The sequence below is a fragment of the Methylosinus sp. Sm6 genome (assembly GCF_019802345.1).
Classification (GTDB): domain Bacteria; phylum Pseudomonadota; class Alphaproteobacteria; order Rhizobiales; family Beijerinckiaceae; genus Methylosinus.
The window spans coordinates 303,767-326,008 of record NZ_JAINDZ010000001.1; the positions used below are offsets into that span (position 1 = coordinate 303,767).

Annotated in this window: 18 protein-coding genes and 1 tRNA gene; 6 read left to right on the forward strand and 13 right to left on the reverse strand. The window is 66.6% G+C overall.

Annotation, left to right across the window (positions count from 1 at the left end; genetic code table 11):
- Positions 1 to 43 precede the first annotated feature (43 nt).
- Positions 44 to 1,081, reverse strand: coding sequence for a cytochrome-c peroxidase (locus K3F48_RS01550; RefSeq protein ID WP_222573639.1), 1,038 nt, complete (start codon positions 1,079 to 1,081; stop codon positions 44 to 46).
- Positions 1,082 to 1,225: 144 nt separating this feature from the next.
- The gene (locus tag K3F48_RS01555; protein WP_222573640.1) at positions 1,226 to 2,659 is read right to left on the reverse strand and encodes a PepSY domain-containing protein; all 1,434 of its coding nucleotides are present in this window, start codon (positions 2,657 to 2,659) and stop codon (positions 1,226 to 1,228) included.
- Positions 2,660 to 2,901: 242 nt separating this feature from the next.
- On the opposite strand from K3F48_RS01555, the gene K3F48_RS01560 reads away from it, so the two are divergent.
- Entirely contained in the window at positions 2,902 to 3,891 is a 990-nt protein-coding gene (locus K3F48_RS01560) for a PEP-CTERM sorting domain-containing protein (protein ID WP_222573641.1), read from the forward strand.
- 182 nt (positions 3,892 to 4,073) lie between these two features.
- Here the strand turns inward: K3F48_RS01560 and pqqA are convergent, their stop codons facing one another.
- The 7 genes from pqqA to K3F48_RS01595 all read right to left on the reverse strand — a co-directional run bounded on the left by pqqA (position 4,074) and on the right by K3F48_RS01595 (position 11,670).
- Complete coding sequence (gene pqqA, locus K3F48_RS24765) at positions 4,074 to 4,199, reverse strand: pyrroloquinoline quinone precursor peptide PqqA (RefSeq protein WP_370631329.1); 126 nt, start codon at positions 4,197 to 4,199, stop codon at positions 4,074 to 4,076.
- 213 nt (positions 4,200 to 4,412) lie between these two features.
- Positions 4,413 to 5,339, reverse strand: coding sequence for a cysteine synthase family protein (locus tag K3F48_RS01570; protein WP_222573642.1), 927 nt, complete (start codon positions 5,337 to 5,339; stop codon positions 4,413 to 4,415).
- Between the two features lie 251 nt (positions 5,340 to 5,590).
- Positions 5,591 to 6,400 carry a formylmethanofuran dehydrogenase subunit C gene (locus K3F48_RS01575; RefSeq protein ID WP_222573643.1) on the reverse strand — a complete coding sequence of 270 codons (810 nt, stop codon included), beginning with the start codon at positions 6,398 to 6,400 and terminating at the stop codon, positions 5,591 to 5,593.
- Positions 6,401 to 7,306, reverse strand: coding sequence for a formylmethanofuran--tetrahydromethanopterin N-formyltransferase (gene fhcD, locus K3F48_RS01580; protein ID WP_222573644.1), 906 nt, complete (start codon positions 7,304 to 7,306; stop codon positions 6,401 to 6,403). It lies immediately after the preceding gene.
- Positions 7,294 to 8,925, reverse strand: a complete 1,632-nt coding sequence (locus K3F48_RS01585; protein ID WP_222573645.1) for a formylmethanofuran dehydrogenase subunit A — start codon at positions 8,923 to 8,925, stop codon at positions 7,294 to 7,296. Before K3F48_RS01585 ends, fhcD begins: the two co-directional genes overlap by 13 nt.
- Positions 8,926 to 8,947: 22 nt before the next feature.
- Positions 8,948 to 10,579 (reverse strand): formylmethanofuran dehydrogenase subunit A, encoded by a 1,632-nt coding sequence (locus K3F48_RS01590; protein ID WP_222573646.1) that lies wholly within the window; start codon positions 10,577 to 10,579, stop codon positions 8,948 to 8,950.
- On the reverse strand, positions 10,573 to 11,670 hold the full coding sequence (locus K3F48_RS01595) for a formylmethanofuran dehydrogenase (RefSeq protein ID WP_222573647.1): 1,098 nt from the start codon (positions 11,668 to 11,670) through the stop codon (positions 10,573 to 10,575). Before K3F48_RS01595 ends, K3F48_RS01590 begins: the two co-directional genes overlap by 7 nt.
- A 381-nt stretch (positions 11,671 to 12,051) precedes the next feature.
- Between K3F48_RS01595 and K3F48_RS01600 the strand changes: the two genes are divergently transcribed.
- Complete coding sequence (locus K3F48_RS01600; protein WP_222573648.1) at positions 12,052 to 14,175, forward strand: S9 family peptidase; 2,124 nt, start codon at positions 12,052 to 12,054, stop codon at positions 14,173 to 14,175.
- Positions 14,176 to 14,451: 276 nt separating this feature from the next.
- Here the strand turns inward: K3F48_RS01600 and K3F48_RS01605 are convergent, their stop codons facing one another.
- From K3F48_RS01605 to cobU, 4 genes are all read right to left on the reverse strand, one after another.
- Positions 14,452 to 16,761: a TonB-dependent siderophore receptor gene (locus K3F48_RS01605; RefSeq protein ID WP_222573649.1), complete on the reverse strand. Its 2,310-nt coding sequence runs from the start codon at positions 16,759 to 16,761 to the stop codon at positions 14,452 to 14,454.
- Between the two features lie 74 nt (positions 16,762 to 16,835).
- A complete protein-coding gene (locus K3F48_RS01610; protein WP_222573650.1) occupies positions 16,836 to 17,195 on the reverse strand; it encodes a hypothetical protein in 360 nt (119 codons plus the stop codon).
- A 317-nt stretch (positions 17,196 to 17,512) separates the two neighbouring features.
- Positions 17,513 to 17,606: transfer RNA gene (locus K3F48_RS01615), tRNA-Ser, on the reverse strand.
- 81 nt (positions 17,607 to 17,687) lie between these two features.
- Complete coding sequence (gene cobU, locus K3F48_RS01620; RefSeq protein WP_255607942.1) at positions 17,688 to 18,200, reverse strand: bifunctional adenosylcobinamide kinase/adenosylcobinamide-phosphate guanylyltransferase; 513 nt, start codon at positions 18,198 to 18,200, stop codon at positions 17,688 to 17,690.
- Between the two features lie 348 nt (positions 18,201 to 18,548).
- On the opposite strand from cobU, the gene K3F48_RS01625 reads away from it, so the two are divergent.
- From K3F48_RS01625 to K3F48_RS01640, 4 genes are all read left to right on the forward strand, one after another.
- A complete protein-coding gene (locus K3F48_RS01625) occupies positions 18,549 to 20,012 on the forward strand; it encodes a cobyric acid synthase (protein WP_222573702.1) in 1,464 nt (487 codons plus the stop codon).
- Positions 20,009 to 21,037, forward strand: coding sequence for a nicotinate-nucleotide--dimethylbenzimidazole phosphoribosyltransferase (gene cobT, locus K3F48_RS01630; protein ID WP_222573652.1), 1,029 nt, complete (start codon positions 20,009 to 20,011; stop codon positions 21,035 to 21,037). The genes K3F48_RS01625 and cobT overlap by 4 nt, the downstream gene beginning before the upstream one ends.
- Before the next feature lie 125 nt (positions 21,038 to 21,162).
- Positions 21,163 to 21,564 carry a hypothetical protein gene (locus K3F48_RS01635; protein ID WP_222573653.1) on the forward strand — a complete coding sequence of 134 codons (402 nt, stop codon included), beginning with the start codon at positions 21,163 to 21,165 and terminating at the stop codon, positions 21,562 to 21,564.
- A gap of 92 nt (positions 21,565 to 21,656) precedes the next feature.
- The gene (locus tag K3F48_RS01640; protein ID WP_222573654.1) at positions 21,657 to 22,154 is read left to right on the forward strand and encodes an RNA polymerase sigma factor; all 498 of its coding nucleotides are present in this window, start codon (positions 21,657 to 21,659) and stop codon (positions 22,152 to 22,154) included.
- The last annotated feature ends 88 nt before the right edge of the window (positions 22,155 to 22,242 follow it).

The window sequence follows — 22,242 nt, forward strand, 5'->3', positions numbered from 1 at the left end:
CGCGCGGTGCGGCGGCCCCGACCCTGAGGGCCGCCGCCTCGCCTCATTTATGGGCGGCGGCGTCGGGGAAGGGGGCCGGCGCCGAATAATCGGCCGGCACAGGCTGGGTCAGCGCGCCGAGGAAGGCGACGATCGATTCGACGTCCTTGTCCGCGAGATCGACGCCCAATTGCGTTTTGCCCATCACCCGCACAGCGCGCGGAAGCTCGGCGACCGAGCCGTCGTGGAAATAGGGCGCGGTCTTCGCGACATTGCGCAGGCTGGGGACCTTGAACACATAGAGATCCGCGTCGTTCTTCGTCACGTCGGCGCGGCCCTTGTCGGGCTCCGCGACGCCGGTCTCCTTCCAATAATCCGAGACGACGCCGAATTTGGCGAAGCTCGCGCCGCCGAGGCCGACGCCGTCGTGACAGCCGGCGCAGCCGACGGCGATGAATTTGCGCAGGCCCGCCTGCTCGGCAGGAGACAGAGCCTTCTCGTCGCCCTTCAGAAATGCGTCGAAACGAGTCGGCCGGGGCAGGGTGCGCTCGAAAGCGCCGATCGCTCGGCCCCAATTCTTCTGCGTCACCGGGTCCGCCTCGCCCGGGAAGGCCTTGGCGAAGAGCCCCGGATAGCCCGGGATGGACCTCAGCTTGGCGATCACCGCCGCGAAATCGGGATTGCCGAAGCTCACCGCGCCGGTCGGCGATTTTTCCGCCTGCTCCTCGATCGTCTCACGGTCGCCGCGCCAATGCGCCTTGAACTGCAGCGCGGCGTTGAAGATCGTCGGCGCATTGCGGGGATTGATCTTGCCGAACACGCCGAAGGACTTCGGCAGGCCGTCCGCGCCCTGCAGCTCCGGCAGATGGCAATGAGAGCAGCTCACATTGCCGTCGGCCGAGACGCGATTTTCAAAGAATAGCCGTCGGCCGAGCTCGGCCTGTTCATTCGCCCCGCTCGGCGAGGCCGGCAAGGGCCGAAACAGCTTTTGCGCGTCGGTGAGGAGCGAGGCGTCGGCTCCCGCGGCGGGGGCGGCCGTCGCGGCTGCGAGTCCCGCGACGGCGAGCATCGCCGAAATAGATGCTGGAACGAAGAACTTCATGTTGGTCCGCCGTTTCTTCCCGAGTGACGCGCCGCAGCAGCGAGCCGCGGCGCGGGCGCATCCTGTCTCGCTTCCAAATGCAGGGCAAGATCTCCGCTCGGAAAATCCGGGTCGCCTGCTAGGATTTGGGGAGCGTGGTCGCGGTCAGATCGGCCGCAGCCCGAGCCATCCGCGCGCGCCGGGGAGGAAGCGGCGGATGATCTGCTCGATCGCCAGAACGAACAGCAGCGACAGGCCGAGCGTCGGCAGAAACACGGCCAGCGCGACGACGAGGCCGAGCACGAGCGGCGCCAGGCGCGGCTCGGGCGACAGCGCCGGCGGCGCGCCGAGAGCGCCCCGCGGGCGCCGGCGCCACCACATGACCGCCGAGGAGACGACCAGCAGGAGATAGCCGATCGCGGTGAGCAGGCCGAGCAGCTGGTTCAGCCAGCCGAACAGCTGGCCCTCATGGGCGGCGATGCCGATCCCGAACAGGCGGTCGATCAGCGGCGCGCTGAAGAAGCCGCTCTCGCGCAGCGTCTCGAAGCTGGTCGGATCGAGCTCGACGGTCCGGCGCAGGGGGCGGTTCTGGGTCGTCGACTTCACCACCCAATTGGGCTTGCCGGCTGCGGGCGGGGCAATGGTCACCGGATCGGCGAGGCCGAGTCCCGCCGCGGTCGCCGCCGCTTTGTCGAAGCCGAGCGGCGGCCGGCCAACGGGCATTGCGCCGCCATGATGGCCATGGTGGCCGGCGTGCGGATCGGCGCTGGGCGCCGGCGCCGCCTGCTGGAAGCCCTCCTTGCGCTGCGCCTGCTTCTCGTCGGGCCCGGTGGTCCAGTCCTGCTTGACCATCGCCTGCTCGCCGAGGCTGCGCAGATAGCGGAAGCTCTTGCCCCAGACAGTGGTCCAGGGGAGGGCGGTCAGCAGCAGGAACAGCGCGAAAAAGGAGATCCAGAAGCCGGTGACCGCGTGCAGATCGCGCCAGAACAGGCGTCGGCCGGACGAAAGGCGCGGATAGAGAATGCCGGCGAGGCTCTGCGAATCGCGCGGCCACCAGAGATAGAGGCCGGTGACGATCATGACGATCGCCCAGGCGCCGGCGAGCTCCAATGCGATATGACCGGGCCCGCCGAGCAGCATGTCGCCATGAATGTCGCCGGCGAGACGCGACGGACGGAAGCGCTCGTCCTCTATGGTCAGGATTTCGAGCGTGTCGGGTCTGACCAACACGCGAAAATTCACGAATTCTTCGGCGGGCGCGGCGGCGACATTCTTGGAGAAGAGCACGCGCGCGGCGTCTCGAGGGTCGGCGCGCAGCTCGATCCCGGTGAGGCGCGCGTCGGGCATCGCCGCCTGTGCGGCGGCGACCTGCTCGTCCAGCGATCTCGGCGCGCCCGACAGCGTCAGTTGATCGTAAGGGCGGTCGAGAAAGGCGTCGATCTGCGGCTTGAACAGATAGATCGCGCCCGTGATCGTCAGCACGAAGACGAACGGCAGGCAGAAGAGGCCAGCGTAAAAATGCCAGCGCCAGATGACGCGATATGCGGCCGAGCGATAGGTCGCGCGATCGGCGCCCTCGCTGCGAATGACGATGTTCATACGGGCCTCCTCGACATCTCGCTCGGCGCCCCGTCCGGTCGGTGGAAAGCATCCGAGGTCGTCGCTCGCGTTCCGCGTCGCGAGCCAGGGGCGAAGCTACATCGGCGCCGAAACCCGGGCAAGGCGGCAGTCCCCGCTGGTGTCGGCGCGCCTCCTGACCCAAATGACGCATCCGCTTCAAAAACACGTCATGCAACGCCGCTAAGTCCCCTTTCGCGCAACCAAAATGGGGGCTTACCACAATGCATGTCACGCGCGCTCATATCACCGCCGCGCTCGCTCTGGCGCTGGCGGCTACTCTCTCCGCGCCGGCCGACGCCGGCAAAGGACGCTTGGATTTCGACCGCCGTCACGGCCCGACCCACGGCCAGCCGCTGCAGGCCAGGGACTGGGTCCTGGCCGACGAGCAGCAATTCTTCCTGCACCAGCCGGCAAACTCCTTCACCGGACTCTATCGCACGCAGGGAATCGCGGTCCATGGCGACCGCTGGTTCTTCTCCTGGCAATATGGACTGGAGATCGCCAATAAGAAATTCGAGACGGTGAAGAGGAACTCGTCCTTTTCGCTGCCTTTCAATCTGACGCCCGGCATTCCGCCGGCGCTGCTGGCGCAAGGTCTCGATCACATCGGCGACATCGATTATCACGATGGGATCATCTACGCCCCGCTCGATACGACGAATGGCTACACCAACGGCCATGTCGCGCTCTTCGACGCGCGCGATCTCAGCTACACGGGCGTTTCCTATGAGCTGACCGGCGCGCCGAGCAATCCCAAGAAGGATATCGCCAGCTGGGTCGCGATCGACCACGAGCGGCATCGCGGCTATGGCAAGGAATGGCAGAGCGGCAACACGATCAATGTGTATAGCCTGCCCGGGTGGAAATGGACCGGCGTCATCACGCTGGACACGGCGCTCGAAAGCATTCAGGGCGCGAAGGTCCATGGCGATTGGCTCTATATGTCGTCGGATAATTCGACCCAGTCGATCTATCGCGCCAATCTGCGCACGGGCAAGGTCGAGGAATTGTTCCAGCTGCCCAAGCCGGAGGGCGACCGCGAGGTCGAAGGAATAGCGGTGAAGGAAGGCCGTGATGGCTCGCTCGATCTCTATGTCGAGCTGATCGTCGATCCGGATCGCTCCGGACAGGATCTGGCCAATAAGAATCTGCGCGTGTCGCTCTATCATTATCGCCGCGCGGGGCACGGCCGATCCGACTCGCGGGATTGATCTGTCGGCTTCCCGAGGCGTGACGAGATTCGCGCGGCGTCCGCGCCGCGCTTTTTCAATCATCCAGCGGGTGAGCGCCGTCGAAACAGGCGAGCCGGTAAGAAGCCCGCACCCGTGAGAACATGCGGGCTTCTTACCGGCTCGGAAATTCAGCCGCCCAAAGGGCGGTTCGCGCCGAGAAATTAGATCTCGGCGGACTCGTAGCTGGTGATTTCCATGCCGACGCAGACTTCGACGATCACCGGAGCGGTCCAGGCCATGTCACTTCCTCCATTTGAAGAATTCGCCCTTTCGAGGCGATGTCTCATCCTGCTTCTCTCGCTGTTTCCGCATGAGCCGGCAGGTTTGAGCTGGGCCGAGGAGTAGCATGAAGGCCCTTTTCACGCAATTCGGCATTTTGAGACGCACGCCGTTCAAATTTTCCCATTTTAGCGGCAAGCATCTGAAAATACGAGGGCAGGCGGCTTGCGAACGCCCGAGCGACGGGCAAATGTCCCATGCCGCGCCGATAGATATGCGGCTCAATATTTCAGGCCCGTGTCGCACAGCACCGTCGCCACCGTGGCGTCCCGCCTTAGCCGACCCGATTGCAGGAGAATCGCCGCGGCGCAGACATTCGCCGCCGCCGAGTAGCCGACATGAAGGCCCTCTTTTCTCGCGAGCGCGCGGCGCCAGCGCTCGGCCTCTTCGTCGCCGACGCCGAGGCTCATATCCATCAAGGACGGATCCCAATGCGGCGGAATCGAGCCATAGCCGACGCCTTGCAGCAAATGCCGGGGTTGCACGACGACTTCGCCGGCGAGCGGGCGGCAGCCGCGCGGCTCGACCGCCGCGCAGATCGTGGCCGGGGCGACCGCCTTCAGCGCCCGGGCCACGCCCATGAAGGTGCCGCCAGCGCCCACGGCCGCCACAAAGCCGTCCGGCGGACGCCCGAGCTGTTCGATGATTTCGGGACCGGTGGTCGCCTCATGCGCGGCGATCGCCTCTTCAGCATGGAACTGATCGACGTAAAATCCGTCGCGCTCGCTCGCGATCCGCCGGGCGGCTTCCGCCGCTGCCGCTATGTCGCGACCCGTCACCCGGCCCGGCTCGCCGTCGATCTGAGCGACGAGGACGACCTCGGCGCCCAGAGCCTCCAGCATCCTCGCGCGCGCCGCGCTGTTTCCGGCCGACATGGTCACGATCAGCGGATGGCCGAGCGCCGCGCAGACGACGGCGAGGCCCGCGCCCATATTGCCGCTGGTCATCTCGACCACCGTCATGCCGTTCCGCAAGCGGCCGTCCGCGCGGGCGGCGAGGAGAATGGCTTTCGCGGCGCGATCCTTGACGCTGCCGCCCGGCTGCAGAAATTCCGCCTTGGCGACGATTCGGCCCGGACCCGTGTAAGCCCGCGCCAGGGCGACCAGGGGCGTTTTGCCGATCAGATCGATGGCGGATGCGACGAGCACGCCCTCACCAGATCATCCAATGAGCTTTTTCAGCCCCCGCAATGTCCGGGCGTCTCAGCCCAGGGCAATCGGGTGCAGGACTATAGCCCCATCGCCCTCGTCCCGAGGAGCCCGCGAAGCGGGCGTCTCGAAGGACGGCAACGGGGAGAAACCTTTGATTTCGCCCAGCGGCCGCCCTTCGAGACGCCGCCTGCGGCGGCTCCTCAGGACGAGGGTTGGGGATTTTTATCCTTCACCCGATTGCCCTGGTCTCAGGCCGGAACCAGTATCTCGCCCTTGCCGTACACTGCCGTATCGCCCGCAAAGCGCTGCAGCCGGCCGGACAGCAGGCGCGAGGCGCCGCGGCTCTCGGGAGCCAGCGATTTGGCGAACAGCTTGGCGAAGCCGAGATTATGCGCGCCGCAATCGACATAGGTCGGGCCGAGCGCGCGTTGCTCGGACAAAACGATCGAGGCGCGCTTGTTGAGATAGCCGATGCGCTCGCCCGCCTCTCCGAGCACGATGATGGTGCCGGCGATCGCGCGCGAGCCGAGATCGTCGCCCGCGTCGCCCTCGACGATGATGATGCCGCGGCGCAGACGGTCGCCGCAACGCGCGCCGACGCTGCCGCGCACGATCACGCGGCCGCCCGACATGCCGGGAATCTCGCCGGCGAGCGGCCCGCCGAGGAAATCGCCGGCGTCGCCATAAATATCGATGAGCGCGCCGGCGGACTGCGAGGCGGCGTAGGGGCCGGCGTCGCCGGCCACCGTGATCGTCCCGCCCTTGGCCGACCGGCCGAGCTGCGCGCCGACGTCGCCCTCGACATGAATCTCGAAGCCGGGCAGCAGCTTGGCGCCGAGAAGGTCGAAGCGATCGGAGCCGCCGTCGAAGCGCACCGAGGTCGCCTCGCCGAGCCGCACTTTGAACAGGTCGCCGACGGTCACGGTCTCGCGCGTCGTGCCGATGGAAATCCCCTCGATCTCCTTCGCCGAGCGGCCGACGAGCCGGTCCGGCGTCAGGAGCGAGAGGTCGAGCCGCTGGTCGGGCTCGGCTTTCAGCGTGAAGAGAAGCGGCTTCACTTACACGAGATCCTTCAGATGATAGTGGAAGGGGCCGAGCTTTCCGCCGTAATTTCCGGCGCCGACGCGCTTGGCGCCGGTCTTGGGGCCGAGCGCGACGATCGCCTTGATGCCGGCGCGCATCGCCGCCGCGACCGCCTCGCTGGTCAGGCCGTCGATGACGATCTCCAGCACGCAGCCGATATCGGCGTCGAGCGCGCTGTCGGTCGCGCCGCGCAGGGTCGGACAATAGGCGTCATTGGTCGAGGCGCCCATGCCCTTATATTTCGAGCCGACCTTGGAGCCGGAGCGCACGACGCCGCCGGGGAAGGGCGCGATCGCGTCGGGCGTCGCATGGACGGCCTCGACGGCCGCCTCGGTCGCGCGCATGGTGCTCGCCCAATCCTCGCCCATGATCAGCAGATTGCCGCCGCCCACCGATTTCTTGGTGAGGCCGACCTGGCTCTCGACCAGGAACTCGCCGTCCATCACTGGCACGCGCCAATAGCGGCGGCCGTCGATGGCCTTGGAGATCTGCCATTTGTCGCCGAACTGGCGCATCGAATCGCCGACCTTGATCTTCGCCTCGCCGTCGAAGGCGGAGAAGACGGCCGAGCCGGGACAGGTCAGCACGCATTGGCCGATGCGATTGACGAGCGCCTTCTCGACGCTCTTGGGTGAGAAGCCGAACAGCAGCACGCGCACGCCCGGACGTCCGTCCGGCGTCTCACGCGCGGTCAATTCGCAATCTATGCCGGCCTCGCAGTCACAGCCGATCACCGATGTGGCGTAGCCGGTCATGGTGGTCGCGGCCTGAAGGGCCCATTTGCGGGTCGGCGCCGTGACGACGACGCCCGAGCCTGTCATCGGAAAAGCCTCGGCGAAGCTCTCGTCGATGCGGATTCCCTTGCGGATCAATGGCGGCACGGGACCTCCGAAAATCTCGCCGACGCGGGAAGAGCCGCGTCCTGCACTTCGAACAGCGCACGCGGCAGGCCATAGAGCCCCTCGTAATATTTGTCGAGGCGGCTGTCGATCTGGCGATCATATTCGGGCCGCACGCGCAGCGTCCTCCCTCTGGTGTAATGTGAAACCTTGCCCTCGCGCACGACGAACTCGCCGTCCTTGAAGACATAGGCCGCGTTGCGGAACATCGCCGCTCTGTCGGCCTGGAGCTTGTAGATCGCGATATCGGCGACCGCGCCCTCGCCCAATTGGCCGCGATCCTCGAAGCCATAGAGCCGGCGCGGCGCGGCGCGGGTCATCGTCGCGATCTCATAGAGCGTGTATTCGCGCTTCAGCGCCGGCAGATTGGTGAGCTCGAGCACCTCGGCCGGCAGGCGCGAGCAATATTGCGCCCGGCGATCGGCGCTCATCAGCAGCGCGAACACTTCCGGATAGGTGGTGAAGGGCGCGCCGTTCGGATGGTCGGTGGTGAAGAACACCTGCATCGGATCATCGCACAGCAGGAACAGCTCGAGGCCCGCCGCCCATTGCACGGCGTTGAAGAAATCCGAGACGCGATAGGAGTAGGGCACGACGCCGAGCCCGTTCGAATCGCCGTCGAAGATGACGCCCTTCTTCGGCCGCCCGCCGGGCAGGCTGTTGAACTGCTTCATCACATCGGAGGAGATGGTCACGATGTCGGAGAACATCACCTGGCCGACATCGACCGTGACATTCTTGTTGGCGTTGATCTTCTCGGCGAATTTCGCCGCGGCCGAGGAGAAGCCGTTCTTGCCCTCGGTCCCATAGGCATAGAATTGCACATGGGCGAGATGCAGCGGCAGGCCCTGCGAGGCGTCGATCGTCGCCAGCGCCGTCTCGACATTGCCGGGCAGGCCGAGATTGTTCATGTGCAGATGCAGCGGATGACGAATCTTCGTCGCATTCACCGCCTGCTGCAGCTTCTGGAAAATCTGCCGCGAGGAGAGGCCGTATTCCGGAACCTCGTCGTCGAGCGAGAAATGGCGGATGTTCTGCTTGAAGGCGTCGACCCCGCCGGCGTTCACGCATTTGACGCCGATCGCCCGCGTCGCCTCCAGCGTGGCGCCGATATAATCGACGATGGACTCCTGGCTCGCGCGGTCGCGGAAGGCGGCGAGGAGGAAATCCTCATTGCCGAGGACCGTCAAAAAACCCTTGTCGATGATCGGAATGTCGGCGAGCTCGAGATGGGCGTGCAGCGCGTGATGCGGCGAGATCGCCGGCTCGATGACGGTCGTATAGCCCATTTGCGCATAGAGGCGGCCGGTCTCGAAGGTCGACCAGCCGGCGGTCGACAGCGGCGTGTCGGCCGGGCGCGGCCGATGGGCGCGATGCGCTTCGGGCAGCAGCAGCCGCGCCGTGTTCACGCCGCCGCCGGCGATATGCGAGTGAATGTCGATCGCGCCGGCCATCACCACATGGCCGGAGACGTCATGCTCCACATCGGCCGCGCGTCCCTCGGGCGCGACGATGCGGCCGTCCTCGAAATAGAGGTCGGCGATCTCGTCGACGCCGTTGACGGGATCGACGACATGGCCGCCGTGAAGACGGGTCAGCATGGCGCGTCCTCCGAAGGGCCGATCAATTGCGGCATGCGACCTCCGCATAGACGCTCTTGCCGGCGAGCGCCGATTCGGGAACCTCGAAGATCGCGCGCGAGAGGCCGTAGACATCGTCGTAATAAGCGTCGAGCCGCTTCTCGATCGCGCGGTCGTAGCCCGGGCGAATGCGCAGGGTCTTGCCCTTCACATATTTCGTCACCGCGCCGTCGCGCACGACCAGCTCGCCGTCCTTGAAGACATAAGCGGCGTTGCGGAACATGCCGGCCTTGTCTCTCTGGTCCTTATAGACGGCGATGTCGGCGATGGAGCCGGCGTCGAGCCGGCCGCGATCGGTAAAGCCATAGAGGCGCGCCGGCCCGACGCGGCTCATCAGCGCGATCTCGTTCAGCGTATATTCGCGCGTGATCGAGGGCAGGGTGGTCACATCCCGCACCTCGGCCGGCAGGCGCTCCAGCCACTGCGCGCGCAGCTCGGCGCTCATCAGCAGCGCGAACAGCTCCGGATAGGTGGTGAAGGGCCCGCCATTGGGATGATCCGTGGTGAAGAAGACCTGCAGAGGGTCCTCGATCAGCAGGAACAATTCCAGCCCCGCGGCCCACTGGACGGCGTTGTAATAGTTCGAGATGCGATAGGCGTAGGGCACGACGCCGCCGCCATTGGCGTCGCCGTCGAAGATGACGCCCTTCTTCGGGATCGCGCCTTCCAGCCTGCCGTATTGGCTCAGCACGTCGGAGGAGATGGTCACCGTATCGGAGAACATCACTTGGCCGACGTCGACTGTAATGTTTTTATTGGCGTTGATCTTTGCCGCGAGCGCGGGCGCCGCAGAGGAGAAAGCGCTCTTGCCCTCGAGCCCATAGGCGTAGAACTGCACATGAGCGAGATGCAGCGGCAGGCCCTCGGCGGCGTCGATCGTCGCGAGCGCCGTGTCGATATTGCCGGCGATGCCGAGATTGTTCATGTGCAGATGCAGCGGATGCGGAATGCCGACCGTCTGCGTCGCCTTCTGCAGCGAGGTGAAGATCTGCCGCGAGGTCACGCCATAGAAGGGCACGATCTCGTCGAGCCCGAAGGCGCGCATGTTCTGCTTGAAGGCGTCGGCGCCGCCGGGATTAATGCATTTGAGCCCGAGCGTGCCGGTCGCCTCGACCGTCTGCGCGACATAATCGGTGATGGCGGTCTCGCTCTCGTTCGAGCGCAGCGCAGCGAGCAGGAAGTCGTCATTGCCGAGGACGGTCAGCGCGCCCTTGTCGATGATCGGCACGTCGCCGAGCTCGAAATGGGCGTGCAGCGCGTGATGCGGCGCGACGGCGGGCTCGACCACCGTCGTGAAGCCCATCTGCGCATAGAGCCGGCCGGTCTCGAAGGTCGACCATTTGGCGGTCGAAAGCGGCGTGCCGTCGAGCCGCGCGCGGATCGAGCGATGCATCTCGGGCAGCAGCAGCCGCGCCGAATTCACATTGCCGCCGGCGATATGGGAATGGATGTCGATCGCGCCGGCCATCACCACATGGCCGGAGACGTCGATCTCTTCGTCCGGCGCGCGGCCGTCCGGGGCGACGATGCGCCCATCCTCGAGATAAACATCGGCGACGCCGTCGACGCCGTTGAAAGGGTCGACGACATGGCCGCCGCGCAAACGAGTCAGCACGGCAGATCCTCCGAAAATTTGGCGCTGATGGCGGCGATCGCCTCCGCGACGGTCGGCAGCTCGGCCGGCGCGCCGGCGCGGCGCAGCACCAGCGAGCTGGTCTCCTGCGCGAACTCGACCGCGTCATAGTTTTCGCCCGGCTTGCCGACGGCGATGAAGAGGCCGCGCTTCGGCGCAGAGCCGGGCGGCCCCAGCGTGATCAGCGGAATATCGTCGCTCTCCCAGGGCGGGGCCTCGCCGTCATAGGCGGAAATCCACAAGGCCGCGTCGGCCTCGCCGCTGTCGACGAGGCGCGAGGCCTCGAAGCGCCAGGTGTCGTGCTCGGGATAGCCGCGGCCGAAGCCCGTGCGCGGCGGAAAGCCGGTCATCCAGGCGGAGGCCTGCAGCACGCCGGTGGCGCCGGAGCGGCCGCCGATCGGCACGCCGGTGAAGCGGGTCGTGACGTTGAGATCGGCGATCATGCCCTGCAGCATTTCGACGATCAGCGGATCGAGCCCGGCCGCCGCCCATACGGCGACGCCGAATCGCGCCGCTCTGAGCGCCTCGGCCGCCGCGTCGATCTTCTTCAGCGCGGCGGGGGCGAGCGCCGCCGGCCGTCCGCCGACGCGCGCCCGAAGCGCCCCGAGCACGCCGGCGAGGTCCTGCTCGGTGGCGGCGATCGTCTCGATCTCGACGCCGTCGAGCTTGGCCTCGTTGCGCTTGGGGCCGATCCACAGCACGCGGCGCTTGCTCGTCCCGCCGTGGATCGTCTCCTTGTCGAGCGCGAGACGATCGAAGATTCCGGGCCAATAGCTCTGCAGGCCGGGGCCGACCAGCAGCACGAGATCGGCGCGCACGCGCGCCTCGTTCGGCGTCGTCACGAACACGCCGGCCGAGCGCAGCACCTCGAGATCGGTCAGCGAATCGCGCGAGGCGAGATGATCGAAAGCGCCGCGCAGCCGCTCGGCCAGGAGGATCGCCGCCTGCGCGCCGGCGACATCGGCCCCGAGGCCGGCCACCAGCGGAAAGCTCGCCTCTTGCAGAATTTTCGCGGCTTGTTCGTAGGCGTCTTCGGAAGAAATGGATTTGCCGTCGAGCGTCGCGTTGCTCATTGCCTCAACCGATGTTTCCACCCGCCCGGGTTTGCGCCCGCGCCCTTTTTGTCCGCCCCTCGGCTCGCCGCGGGCGAAGGCAAGACCGGCGCCGACCCCTCGCCGGGGCCCGCGTCGCGCGCTATGCCTATCAGCCGCGGCGCAGGAAGTCGAGACATCGAAGCGCCTCAATTATGCTCTTCGGCTTCGGAGGGCGGCAATGTAGGCCGAAGCCCGCCCCGACCTCCAGCCCCCTCATCCTGAGGCGCTTTTCGCCGAAAGCGAAAAGCCTCGAAGGATGTTCCAGATCGCGCGGCGTCCCACCCTTCGAGACGCCCGCTTCGCGGGCTCCTCAGTGAGGGGCCGGGTTTTTGGCTGTCACTGTCGAGAAGGAGCCTCCGCATGGCGAACGCCGCCGCCCCCGAAACCGTCTTCGCCCTTTCGGCCGCGACGCCGCCGGTCGCCGACGAGCGGCCGACCCGTCGCGTCATCCACGGCCGCGTCCTCGACGACCCCTATTCCTGGCTCGCCGCCGAGAACTGGCGCGAGGTGCTGAGCGACCCCGCGACGCTGCCGGACGACATCGCCGCGTTGGTGAGGGCCGAAAACGCCTATTGCGAGGCCGTGCTCGCCCCGCTCGGCGGCTTGCGCGAAAAGCTGCAGGCGGAGCTGCGCGGCCGCATCAAGGAGGACGACAGCGATCCGCCGTGGCCGGACGGGCGCTTCGCCTATTTCGACCGCTATCGCGAGGGCGGCGAGCATGTGCTCTATTGCCGCACGCCGCGCGGCGGCGGCGCCGAACACATCCTATTCGACGGCGACGAGGAGGCCGGCGACACGCATTTCTTCGACATCGGCCAGGTCGACCATTCGCCCGATCACGCTCAGATCGCTTGGAGCGTCGACGACAAAGGCTCGGAATATTATTCGATCCGCACGCGCGCGCTCGAAGACGGCGAGGACCGCCCCGACATCGTCGCGCACACGGACGGCTCCTTGGTGTGGAGCGCGGATTCGCGCAGCTTCTATTATGTGCGCGTCGACGAGAATCACCGCACGACGCAAATCTTCCGCCACGACGTCGGCGCCGATCCATCGGCGGATGTTCTGACCGTCGAGGAGCCCGATCCGGCCTGGTTCGTGTCTCTGCATCGCAGCCGCTGCGGGCGATTCGCCATTGTCGCGATCCGCGGCCATGATGCGAGCGAATGCCATCTGATCGACCTGCGCGACAAGGATGCGGCGCCTCGACTCGTCGCGCCGCGCGAAGCAAAGCTCCTTTACGACGTCGAGCCGCATGGCGATGATCTCTACATCCGCGCCAACGCCGACGGCGCCGAGGATTTCGCGATTTTCCGCGCCCCGCTGACGAGCGCCGCGCGCGCGGATTGGCGCCCGGTCGTGCCGCATGTCCGCGGACGTCTCATCGTCATCGGCACCGTCTATGCGCGCCATCTCGCTTGGGTCGAGCGCGAGAACGGCCTGCCGCGCATCGTGATCCGCGATCTCGTCAGCGGCGAGGATCATGCCATCGCCTTCGACGAGGAGGCCTATGCGCTGCGCCTCCAGCCGGGCGTCGAGTTCGACACCGATATTTTGCGCTTCACCTATTCCTCGATGACGACGCCAGAGGAGACCTATGATTACGACATGCGCGCGCGCACGCGCGTGCTGCTGAAGCGCGAGGAAATCCCTTCGGGCCATGATCCGCGGAATTATGTGACGCGGCGCCTGTTCGCGCGCGCGGCGGACGGCGCGGAAGTGCCCGTCACTCTGCTGCACCGCGCCGATCTTCACCTCGAGGGCGGCGCGCCGACCTTGCTCTACGGCTATGGCGCCTATGGGCATCCTCTGTCGGCGAGCTTCGACAGCCATGCTCTGTCGCTGGTCGACCGCGGCTTCGTCTATGCGCTCGCCCACACGCGCGGCGGAACCGACAAGGGTTGGAGCTGGTACGAGAACGGCAAGCTCGAGCGCAAGCCGAACACATTCTCCGACTTCATTGCCGTCGCGCGCCATCTGATCGCGACCGGCTATGCGAGAGAGGGCGGGATCGTCGCGCAGGGCGCGAGCGCCGGCGGCTTGCTGATGGGCGTGATCGCCAATGAGGCGCCGGAGCTGTTTGCCGGAATCATCGCCGGCGTGCCCTTCGTCGACGTGCTGAACACGATGATGCGCGACGACCTGCCGCTGACGCCGCCCGAATGGGAGGAATGGGGCAATCCGATCGCCGACGTCGCCGCCTACGACCGCCTGGCCGCCTATTCGCCCTATGACAATGTGGCGGCCAAATCCTATCCCGCGATCCTCGCGCTCGCCGGCCTCACCGATCCGCGCGTGACCTATTGGGAGCCGCTGAAATGGGCGGCGCGCCTGCGCTCCGCGATGACCGGCGGCGGGCCCGTCCTGCTGCGCACCAATATGGAAGCCGGCCACGCCGGCGCCTCGGGACGTTTCGAGCGGCTGGAGGAAGTGGCGCTGGAATGGGCGTTCGCGCTCGCCTGCGCGGGAAGGGCGGGAGCGTAGCGACGATCGTGACGCGCAATGTCGCGGACTTCGAGCCGATGGGCGTGGCGGTGGTGAATCCTCGGGGCTGAGGCGGCCTCGGCGAGGCGTTTTGAAGCGTATCCTGCCAGTCGACGCGAGGAAGCGGCGCGCCGTCGCCGCATCGCTGCGACCGCGCGCCTCCCGATCCGTGTCTCGAGCAGTTGTCCGATCCGAGTGGATCGAAAACGGCTCCAGCTTTTTTGATTTGGAGCGAATGCTGATCGATCGATCGATTCCGTTCGATCGGAAAGCGCTCTAGAATTTCACCTTGACCGAGCCGATGAACGTCCGCGGCGCGCCGTAATTCGCATAGGCGCCGCTGCTCGCTTCGAAATATTTGGCGTCGCCGATATTCCTCACATTGAGTTGAGCTTCGATCGGCAGTCCTTCGATGACGGTTCGGCGGCCGAGCATCGCGTCGAAAGTGACATAGCCCGGGAGAGCCCATGAGTTCGTGGCGTTGCCCTCGCGCAGTCCGACCGCGTAGAAGCCGGCGCCGAAGGTCCAGCCGTCTTTCTGTCCCGGCGCCGTGTCATATTTCGCCCACAGATTGCCGGCGTGGCGCGGGACGCCGGGCCAGCGCTTTCCGAGCTGAGCGGCCGTGCCCGTCGCCGTGTCTCTGATGATGATCGCGTCATCATAAGTGTAGCTGCCGATCACGCTGACATTGTCGGTGAGCTTTCCGGCCAGGTCGGCTTCGACGCCGCGGCTGCGCACTTCGCCGGATGCGAGCATAAAGCCCACATGCACGGGGTCGGGGGAGAGAACATTGGTCCGGTGCAATTCGAATGCGGCGATCGACCCTGTTATCCTGCCGCCGAAGAGACTGGCCTTGCCGCCGATTTCGAATTGCCACGCCTCCTCCGGCTTGAACTGCGTCCCGTCGAAGCTGAGAGAGGTGGCGTTCGAATTCGCGAAGGATTGCGAATAGCTGGAATAGAGGGAATAATCCGGCGTCGGCTTGAACAGCAATCCGGCGTTCGGCGAAAATTTGCGCTCTGTTGGATTGCCTTTGCCCAGCGGGCTGTAGTGACCGTCACAGAAAGGAAAACATTTCGGCGTGGCCGGTCCGTATATATCGGAGCCGGAAGCGACCGAAACGCCGTACACCTCCGCGCTGGCGTCGAATGCGACATCATAGCGGCCTCCCAACAGCAGATGGATCGAGTCTTCATACGAAATGTCGTCCTGAATATAATATCCGAAGTCCTGCTGCTTCGAGCGAGAAAGGATATTTCCTCGCGAATAGGCGTGCTCTTCGGCAATCTGGGACCAGTTCCCGCCGCCATAGACCGGCGCAAAAACATTGAACAAGGGAAACTCCGGGCCCGGGCCCTGTGGATTGTCGCCCTTGCTGATGCTGTGGTAATCGAAATAATCGAAGCCTAGCAGCAAATTATGCTTCACCGGGCCGGTGTGCAGCTCTCCGCTGAAATCGAGGTTGAGGGAATAGGTGTCGCGCGTAAAATATGTCCAGCTGACGCGACGCGACATATCGCCGGTCTTCAGGTTGAAGCTGCGATAGAGGATGTATTCTTGATCCTCGTCGGCGCGAGCGTAATGAAAGCGGTTCGTCACCTTCCACGCATCGTCGAAGCGATAGGTCCATTCCCCATAGACCAAGATGCGCTCGGCGGTGCTGGGAAAATTGCCGAACATCGACGGATCGTTCTGTGTCCAATTGCGCGGAAGATCGGCCGGGCGGCCGACGATCCCCGGCGCCCTGTAGGACAGGGCCATTGCTGGAATTTGTTGCCCGAACTGGCCCAGATTGGTCGATTTATTGTTGTAGTATTCGATCTGGATATCGCCGTCGAACTGCATGGTCGGCCGCCAGGACAGAGCGCCATAAACTGCGCCATTGTCGCGGTGGCGGAAATCGATGAAATCATCGGCATGGTCATAGACGCCGATCACCCGATAGAGCAGCGTCTTATCCTTGTCGATCGGCCCGGTGACATCGACGGTCGTGCGCGACAAGCCCCAGCTGCCGAACTGCTCCTGAACGCTGTAGGCAGGCTCTTCCTCGGGCTTTTTCGTGACGAAATTCACGAGGCCTCCCGGTTGAACCCGGCCAAAGAGCATGGCGACCGGTCCTTTGACGATCTCGACGCGGTCGACGAATGACACGTCCTCGGATCCGGTGACGCCGAATAGCTTGAGATTGTTGCGGTAGGTGCTGTTCGAGTTGGTGAAGCCGCGAAGGAGATAGCTGTCGTAGAAGGCGCCGGTCTGCTGCACGCCCGATACGAATTTGACGGCGTCCTGCACGTTCAAGACCTGCGTGTCGTTCAGGACTTGATGAGGAATGACGACGATGGACCTCGGCGTATCGAGGATCGGAGCGCTGGTCTTCGTCGCCGAAGAGGATATCGCTCGCGAATATCCGAGCTCCTTGTCTGTTCTCTCGCGACCGGCAGAGGAGTGCCCCTCGCTGGTCGAGGGCCCGCGTTCCGCGTCGATATCGATTGTCGGCAGGGCCTCCTGAGTCGCCGCAGCCGACGAAAAAAAGATCATGGTCAACGCGCCGACGGAAACGCCGCGCGATAGAGTCGAACGAAGCATGGGAAATCTCCTGGTTCGGCGTCATCGGCCGTTCGAGCGCGAACAAAGCGCCGCAGCCGACAGGGTTGCGCTGTTCAGGAGAAAAACGGCGGCGCCCTCGAGGACCATGTGCTGATCCACCCGGCGAGCGGCGCCGTCGGATCGTCGGAAGACGACCAGCCTTCGATCTTCACAGGACGGACCGCGACAGGAGCGAGCCGCGTCGCTTTGAGCGCGCGATCGAGAGGCTGGCCTTGATCGTCGACGACGCACAGAATGCAGTCTCGCCGATGATCGTGGAGAGGCGCCGGCGTTCTGCCGTCCTCTGTCGTCGATGTCCGGCAATATTGGCCTGCGAGCGACAAATCCGGCGCGGAGACTTCGCGCAGGGCGGAGAGCGGACCGCCGTAAAGCAGCATCAACGCAGCGATCCACTGCAGAATCAGCGACCGCATCGCCCACCCGTCTTGCGTGGACGTCGCTCGACCGAATTGGCGCTGCTTGCTCACAGCATCGTCGTCCCGGATCGCAATTCTGATTTTGTCGCGCCGCGTTCGGCGATCGCAGACGGCTCGATCGGCTTCTCGATCGACACCGTGAGCCTCTCCTGGCTCGTTCGTCACCGTAATCGAGAAGAATTTCCTGAGAATTCCCCCACGGTTAAAGGGACGGCAGGATTTTCCGATTTGCTTTCGACAAGCGGGCGGGCGAGTCGCGCGCCGATTCTGCTTCGACTCGCGTCAAAGCTCGCTTGCTTCAGAAGTAGTTGAACTGGCGGAGACGGAGGGATTCGAACCCTCGATAGGGCTTTACAACCCTATAACGGTTTAGCAAACCGCCGCCTTCAGCCTCTCGGCCACGTCTCCGCTCGCCCCGCAGGCGTCCTGTCGGGGCGAAGGACATATGCCAAACCGACGAATCCTTGGCAAGAGGCCGTTCTCGTTCTTTCAGCCTCGGCTCGGCTCTTTGAGAGCGAGCGGCAGGCCGGCGGCGAGGAAGACGACGCGGTCGGCGGCCGCGGCGATCGCCTGATTGACCCGGCCGGCCTCGTCGCGGAACCGGCGCGCCAGAGCGTTGTCGGGCACGACGCCGAGGCCGACCTCATTGGCGACGAGCAGCAGCTCCTTTCCGCGCATCGCGGCGATGAGCCGCTCCGTCTCGCGGGGGACATCGCGCTCGGCGTGCATCAAATTCGACACCCAGAGCGTGAGGCAGTCGATCACGGCCGTTTCGTCCGCCGCGATCTCGGCCAGGGCGCCGGAGAGGTCGAGCGGCGCCTCGATCGTGCGCCAGGCCCGGCCGCGCTCGGCCCGGTGGCGCGCGATGCGCTCCGCCATTTCCGCGTCCAGGGCCTGCGCCGTCGCGATCATCACCGGCCGGCGGCCGCCGGCCTCGGCGCTGCGAAGCGCATAGGCGCTCTTGCCGGAGCGGGCGCCGCCGAGAACGAGGGTCGATGTCAAGGGCCGCACCTCTGCGTTGACGGACTTTGCGAGCCGCTGATATAGGGGCCCTCGCGACAGGTTCCCCGCGAGGGAACGAAAAAGCGCGTCCGTCATATGCCACTGGGCGGCGCTTCGAAAGCGCTCTGGGAAGGCGGCGGACCATCGCGACGACCCGCGAGCCAGGAGACCAAGCCTGGAGACCTGCCTGTCGCATCTGTCGGCCATGCGCGCGGGGCGCGGCGTGGCGCGGGGTTCCTCCGTCGACGGCGGTTCGCGCCGCTTCGGACCCGCATGGCCTGCGCCCCGGTCGACGTCTGAAAGGCCTTTCATGAGCAATTCGACCGCCTGCGCGGACCGGTGGGCGCGATGCCGGCGCTGATGGTGCAGGGATGCGGCTCGGATGTGGGCAAGTCGACCCTCGTCGCCGGCCTCTGCCGCGTCTTCGCGGATCGCGGCCTCGCGGTGCGGCCGTTCAAGCCGCAGAATATGAGCAACAACGCTGCGGTCGCGCGCGAGGGCGGCGAGATCGGGCGCGCCCAGGCGCTGCAGGCCCGCGCCTGCCGCGTGGAGCCCAGCGTCCATATGAACCCCGTGCTGCTGAAGCCGCAGAGCGACGTCGGCGCGCAGCTCATCGTGCGCGGCCGCCTGGCCGGCGAGCTGCAGGCGAAGGACTTCGTCTCGCGCAAGGCGGCGCTGCTGGACGTCGCGCTCGACAGCTTTCGCCGGCTCGCGGCCGAGGCGGATCTGGTGCTGGTGGAAGGCGCCGGCAGTCCGGCCGAGACCAATCTGCGCGCCGGCGACATCGCCAATATGGGCTTCGCCCATGCGGCCGATCTGCCTGTCGTGCTGGCCGGCGATATCGAGCGGGGCCATGTGATCGCCGCGCTGGTCGGCGCTCATGCGGTGCTGGACGCAGCCGACCGCGCCCGCATCCGCGGGTTCATCGTCAACAAGTTCCGTGGCGAGCCGAGCCTCTTCGACGCCGGCCGCCGCGACATCTTCGCGCGCACCGGCTGGCGCGATCTCGGCATGGTCCCCTGGTCGCCCGCGGCGCGGCGGCTGCCGGCCGAGGACGCCGTGGCGCTGGAGCGGGGGGCGCCCGCGGGCGCCGCCGGACGCGCTCTGCGCGTCGCCGCGCTGCTGTTCCCGCATATCGCAAATTTCGATGATCTCGATCCGCTGCGGGCCGAGCCCGGGGTCGACTTCGGCTTCATCGAGCCCGGCCGGGCCATTCCCGGCGACGTCGATCTCGTGATCCTGCCGGGAACGAAGACGACCATCGCCGATCTCGCCTTCTTGCGGGGGCAGGGCTGGGACATCGACATAGCCGCCCATGCGCGCAGGGGCGGGGGCGTGCTCGGCCTTTGCGGCGGCTATCAGATGCTCGGCCGCCGCATCGCCGATCCGCTCGGCCTCGAGGGACCCGCCGGCGAGGTCGAGGGACTCGGCCTGCTGGACCTCGAGACGACGCTCGGGAAGGACAAGGTCGTGCGGCCGGCGAGCGGCGCGCTCGCCGAGGGCGGCGCGGCCTATTCGGGCTATGAGATTCACGCCGGCGTCAGCCGGGGGCCGGCGCTCGGCCGCCCGCTGCTGCGGCGGTCGGACGGCTCGGGAGAGGGCGCGGTCAGCGCCGACGGACGCATCGCCGGCGCCTATGTCCACGGCCTCTTCGACCGCGGGAGCGCCCGCGAGGCGCTGCTCGCCCGTTTCGGCGGGACCTCCGCGGGCGGCGACCATGATGCGACGGTCGAAGCGGCGCTCGACGCGCTCGCCGAGACCGTCGCGCGCAGCCTCGATATTCCCGCCCTCGAGAGGATCGCCGGACTTTGACCTTTCATACGCCCGTTCTGCCGCCCTTCGATCCCGTCCTCGCCGCGCGCCTGCGCGCGCGCATAAACGGCCTGGCCAAGCCGCCGGGCGCGCTCGGCCGCCTCGAGGAGCTCGCCCTGCAGCTCGCCCTGATCCAGGAAACAGAGCGCCCGAGCATAGATCGCGTCGAGGCCTATGTGTTCGCCGGCGACCATGGGCTCACGGCGGAGGGCGTGTCCGCCTATCCGTCCGCCGTCACCGCCGCAATGGTCGCGACCTTCTTGGCCGGACGCGCGAGCGTCAACGCCCTCGCGGCGGCCTGCGGCGTCGAGGTGATCGTCGTCGACGCCGGCGTCGACGCCGAGCTGGCCGTCCATCCCGGCCTCGTTGCGGCCAAGATCCGGCGCGGCTCGCGCAATGCCGCGGTCGAGCCGGCGCTCACTGCGGCCGAGGCGGCGGCGGCGCTCGCGCGCGGCGGCGAGATCGCCGCGGCCTCGCAGGCCGAGGCTCTGGTCGTCGGAGAGATGGGCATCGGCAACAGCGCCTCCGCGGCGCTGATCATGCATCGTCTCGCGCCGGCGTCCCTGGCGGATTGCGTCGGCGCCGGCGCCGGACATGACGCCGCGGGCCTCGCGCGCAAGCTCGCGGCGCTGGAGCGCGCGGCCGCGCGCTCGGATGCGCGCGAGCCGCTCGCCGTTCTGGCCGAGTTCGGCGGATTGGAGATCGCCATGATGGCCGGCGCCTTCCTCGGCGGCGCGGCGGCGGGCAAGGCGATGGTGGCGGACGGATTTATTTCCAGCGCCGCGGCGCTCGTGGCCCTGCGCCTCTCGCCCGGGCTCGCCGAGCGGCTGATCTTCGCCCATGCCTCCGCCGAGCGCGGCCACGCCGGCATGCTGGCGGCGATCGGCGCGCGCCCGCTGCTCGATCTCGGAATGCGGCTCGGCGAGGGCAGCGGCGGCGTGCTCGCCGCGCCGCTCCTGCGCTCGGCCGCGCGGCTGATGAGCGAGACCGCCGCGCTCGAGGATGTGCTGGCCGGACGGCTGTGACGAGCCCGGCCGCGCTCGTTCGGCGCAGCCCCTTCTGTGGCGGCGCTGCAACAGAGGCCGATCTTTCGTGGAGCTTTCCTCGCGCGCCCTTGACTCGGCTCCGCCCCGAGGGTTCCGATGCGGGCATGGACGAGCTCGCGCTTTTGCTGCGGAGAATCGCCCGCGTTGTCATCGCGGGCCTCTTTGCATGGGGACTGATCGCGCAGAGCGTCGCCGCGGCGACGGCGACCGGCGGCTCCGCCCATGCCGGCGTCATGTCCGCGGAGCAGGCCTTTTGCGCCGAGCGCGGCGACCACCGTCCACATGGGCCCGAGCGTCATCTCCCTTGCTCCAGCTCCTGCTGCCTCTCGTGCCGATCCGCTCAACTCGGCGACCTCACGCTCCATCTGGCGTTTCCGGTCGCGAGCGAGTCTGTCTCGTTTCCCGCGGCGGACGGTCTCGAAGCCGAGCATTTTCTCGTCGTGGAAGCAGGTCCGCCGCCCGGCTGGATCGGCTCATGGTCGCAGCGAGCGCCGCCTCGCTGCTGAGCGCTCTCGCCCGAGCGCTTTTCGGCGCATGCGCCGGCGCGGCGCCGCCGCAACTGGCCGGAAAGCCCCCTTCGCTCCCTCTGGAGCCTCCCATGTTCGATGACAGGAAGTCGCTCGCCCGCGACTTGTTCGAGCGCAACCAACGCGCCATGCTGCGTTATTTCACGCGCAAGGTCGGCCGCGACGCGGCTCCCGATCTGCTGCAGGACGCGTTCGTGCGCGTTCTCGGACGTGGTCGGCTCGAGGCCGTCGCCGATCCGCCCGCCCTGCTGCAGAAGATCGCGATCAATCTCGCTCACGACTTCGCGCGCAAGCGAAAGACCGAGACGACCTATGTTCGCCCGGGACAGGATCAGGACGACGCGCCTTCGGATGAAGCGCCGCCAGAGGAGCGCATCGAATATGATCGCAAGTCGCGCCTGCTCGATTCCGCGGTCGACCGGCTCCCGCCCCGCTGCCGCGAGGTGTTCGAGCTCAGCATGGAGGACATGACGGTCGGCGAGATCGCCATGCGCCTCGGCATTTCCGACCGCATGGTGCGCAAGCACCTCGCCCATGCGATGCAGGTCTGCCGCGCCGCGCTCGATTGACGGGGCTTTTGATGATCTTCTCCGCCCGCGACGTCCTGCTTTCGGCCCGGCTTCGCCATAGGCTATACGAGATCGCAAGATCCGATTC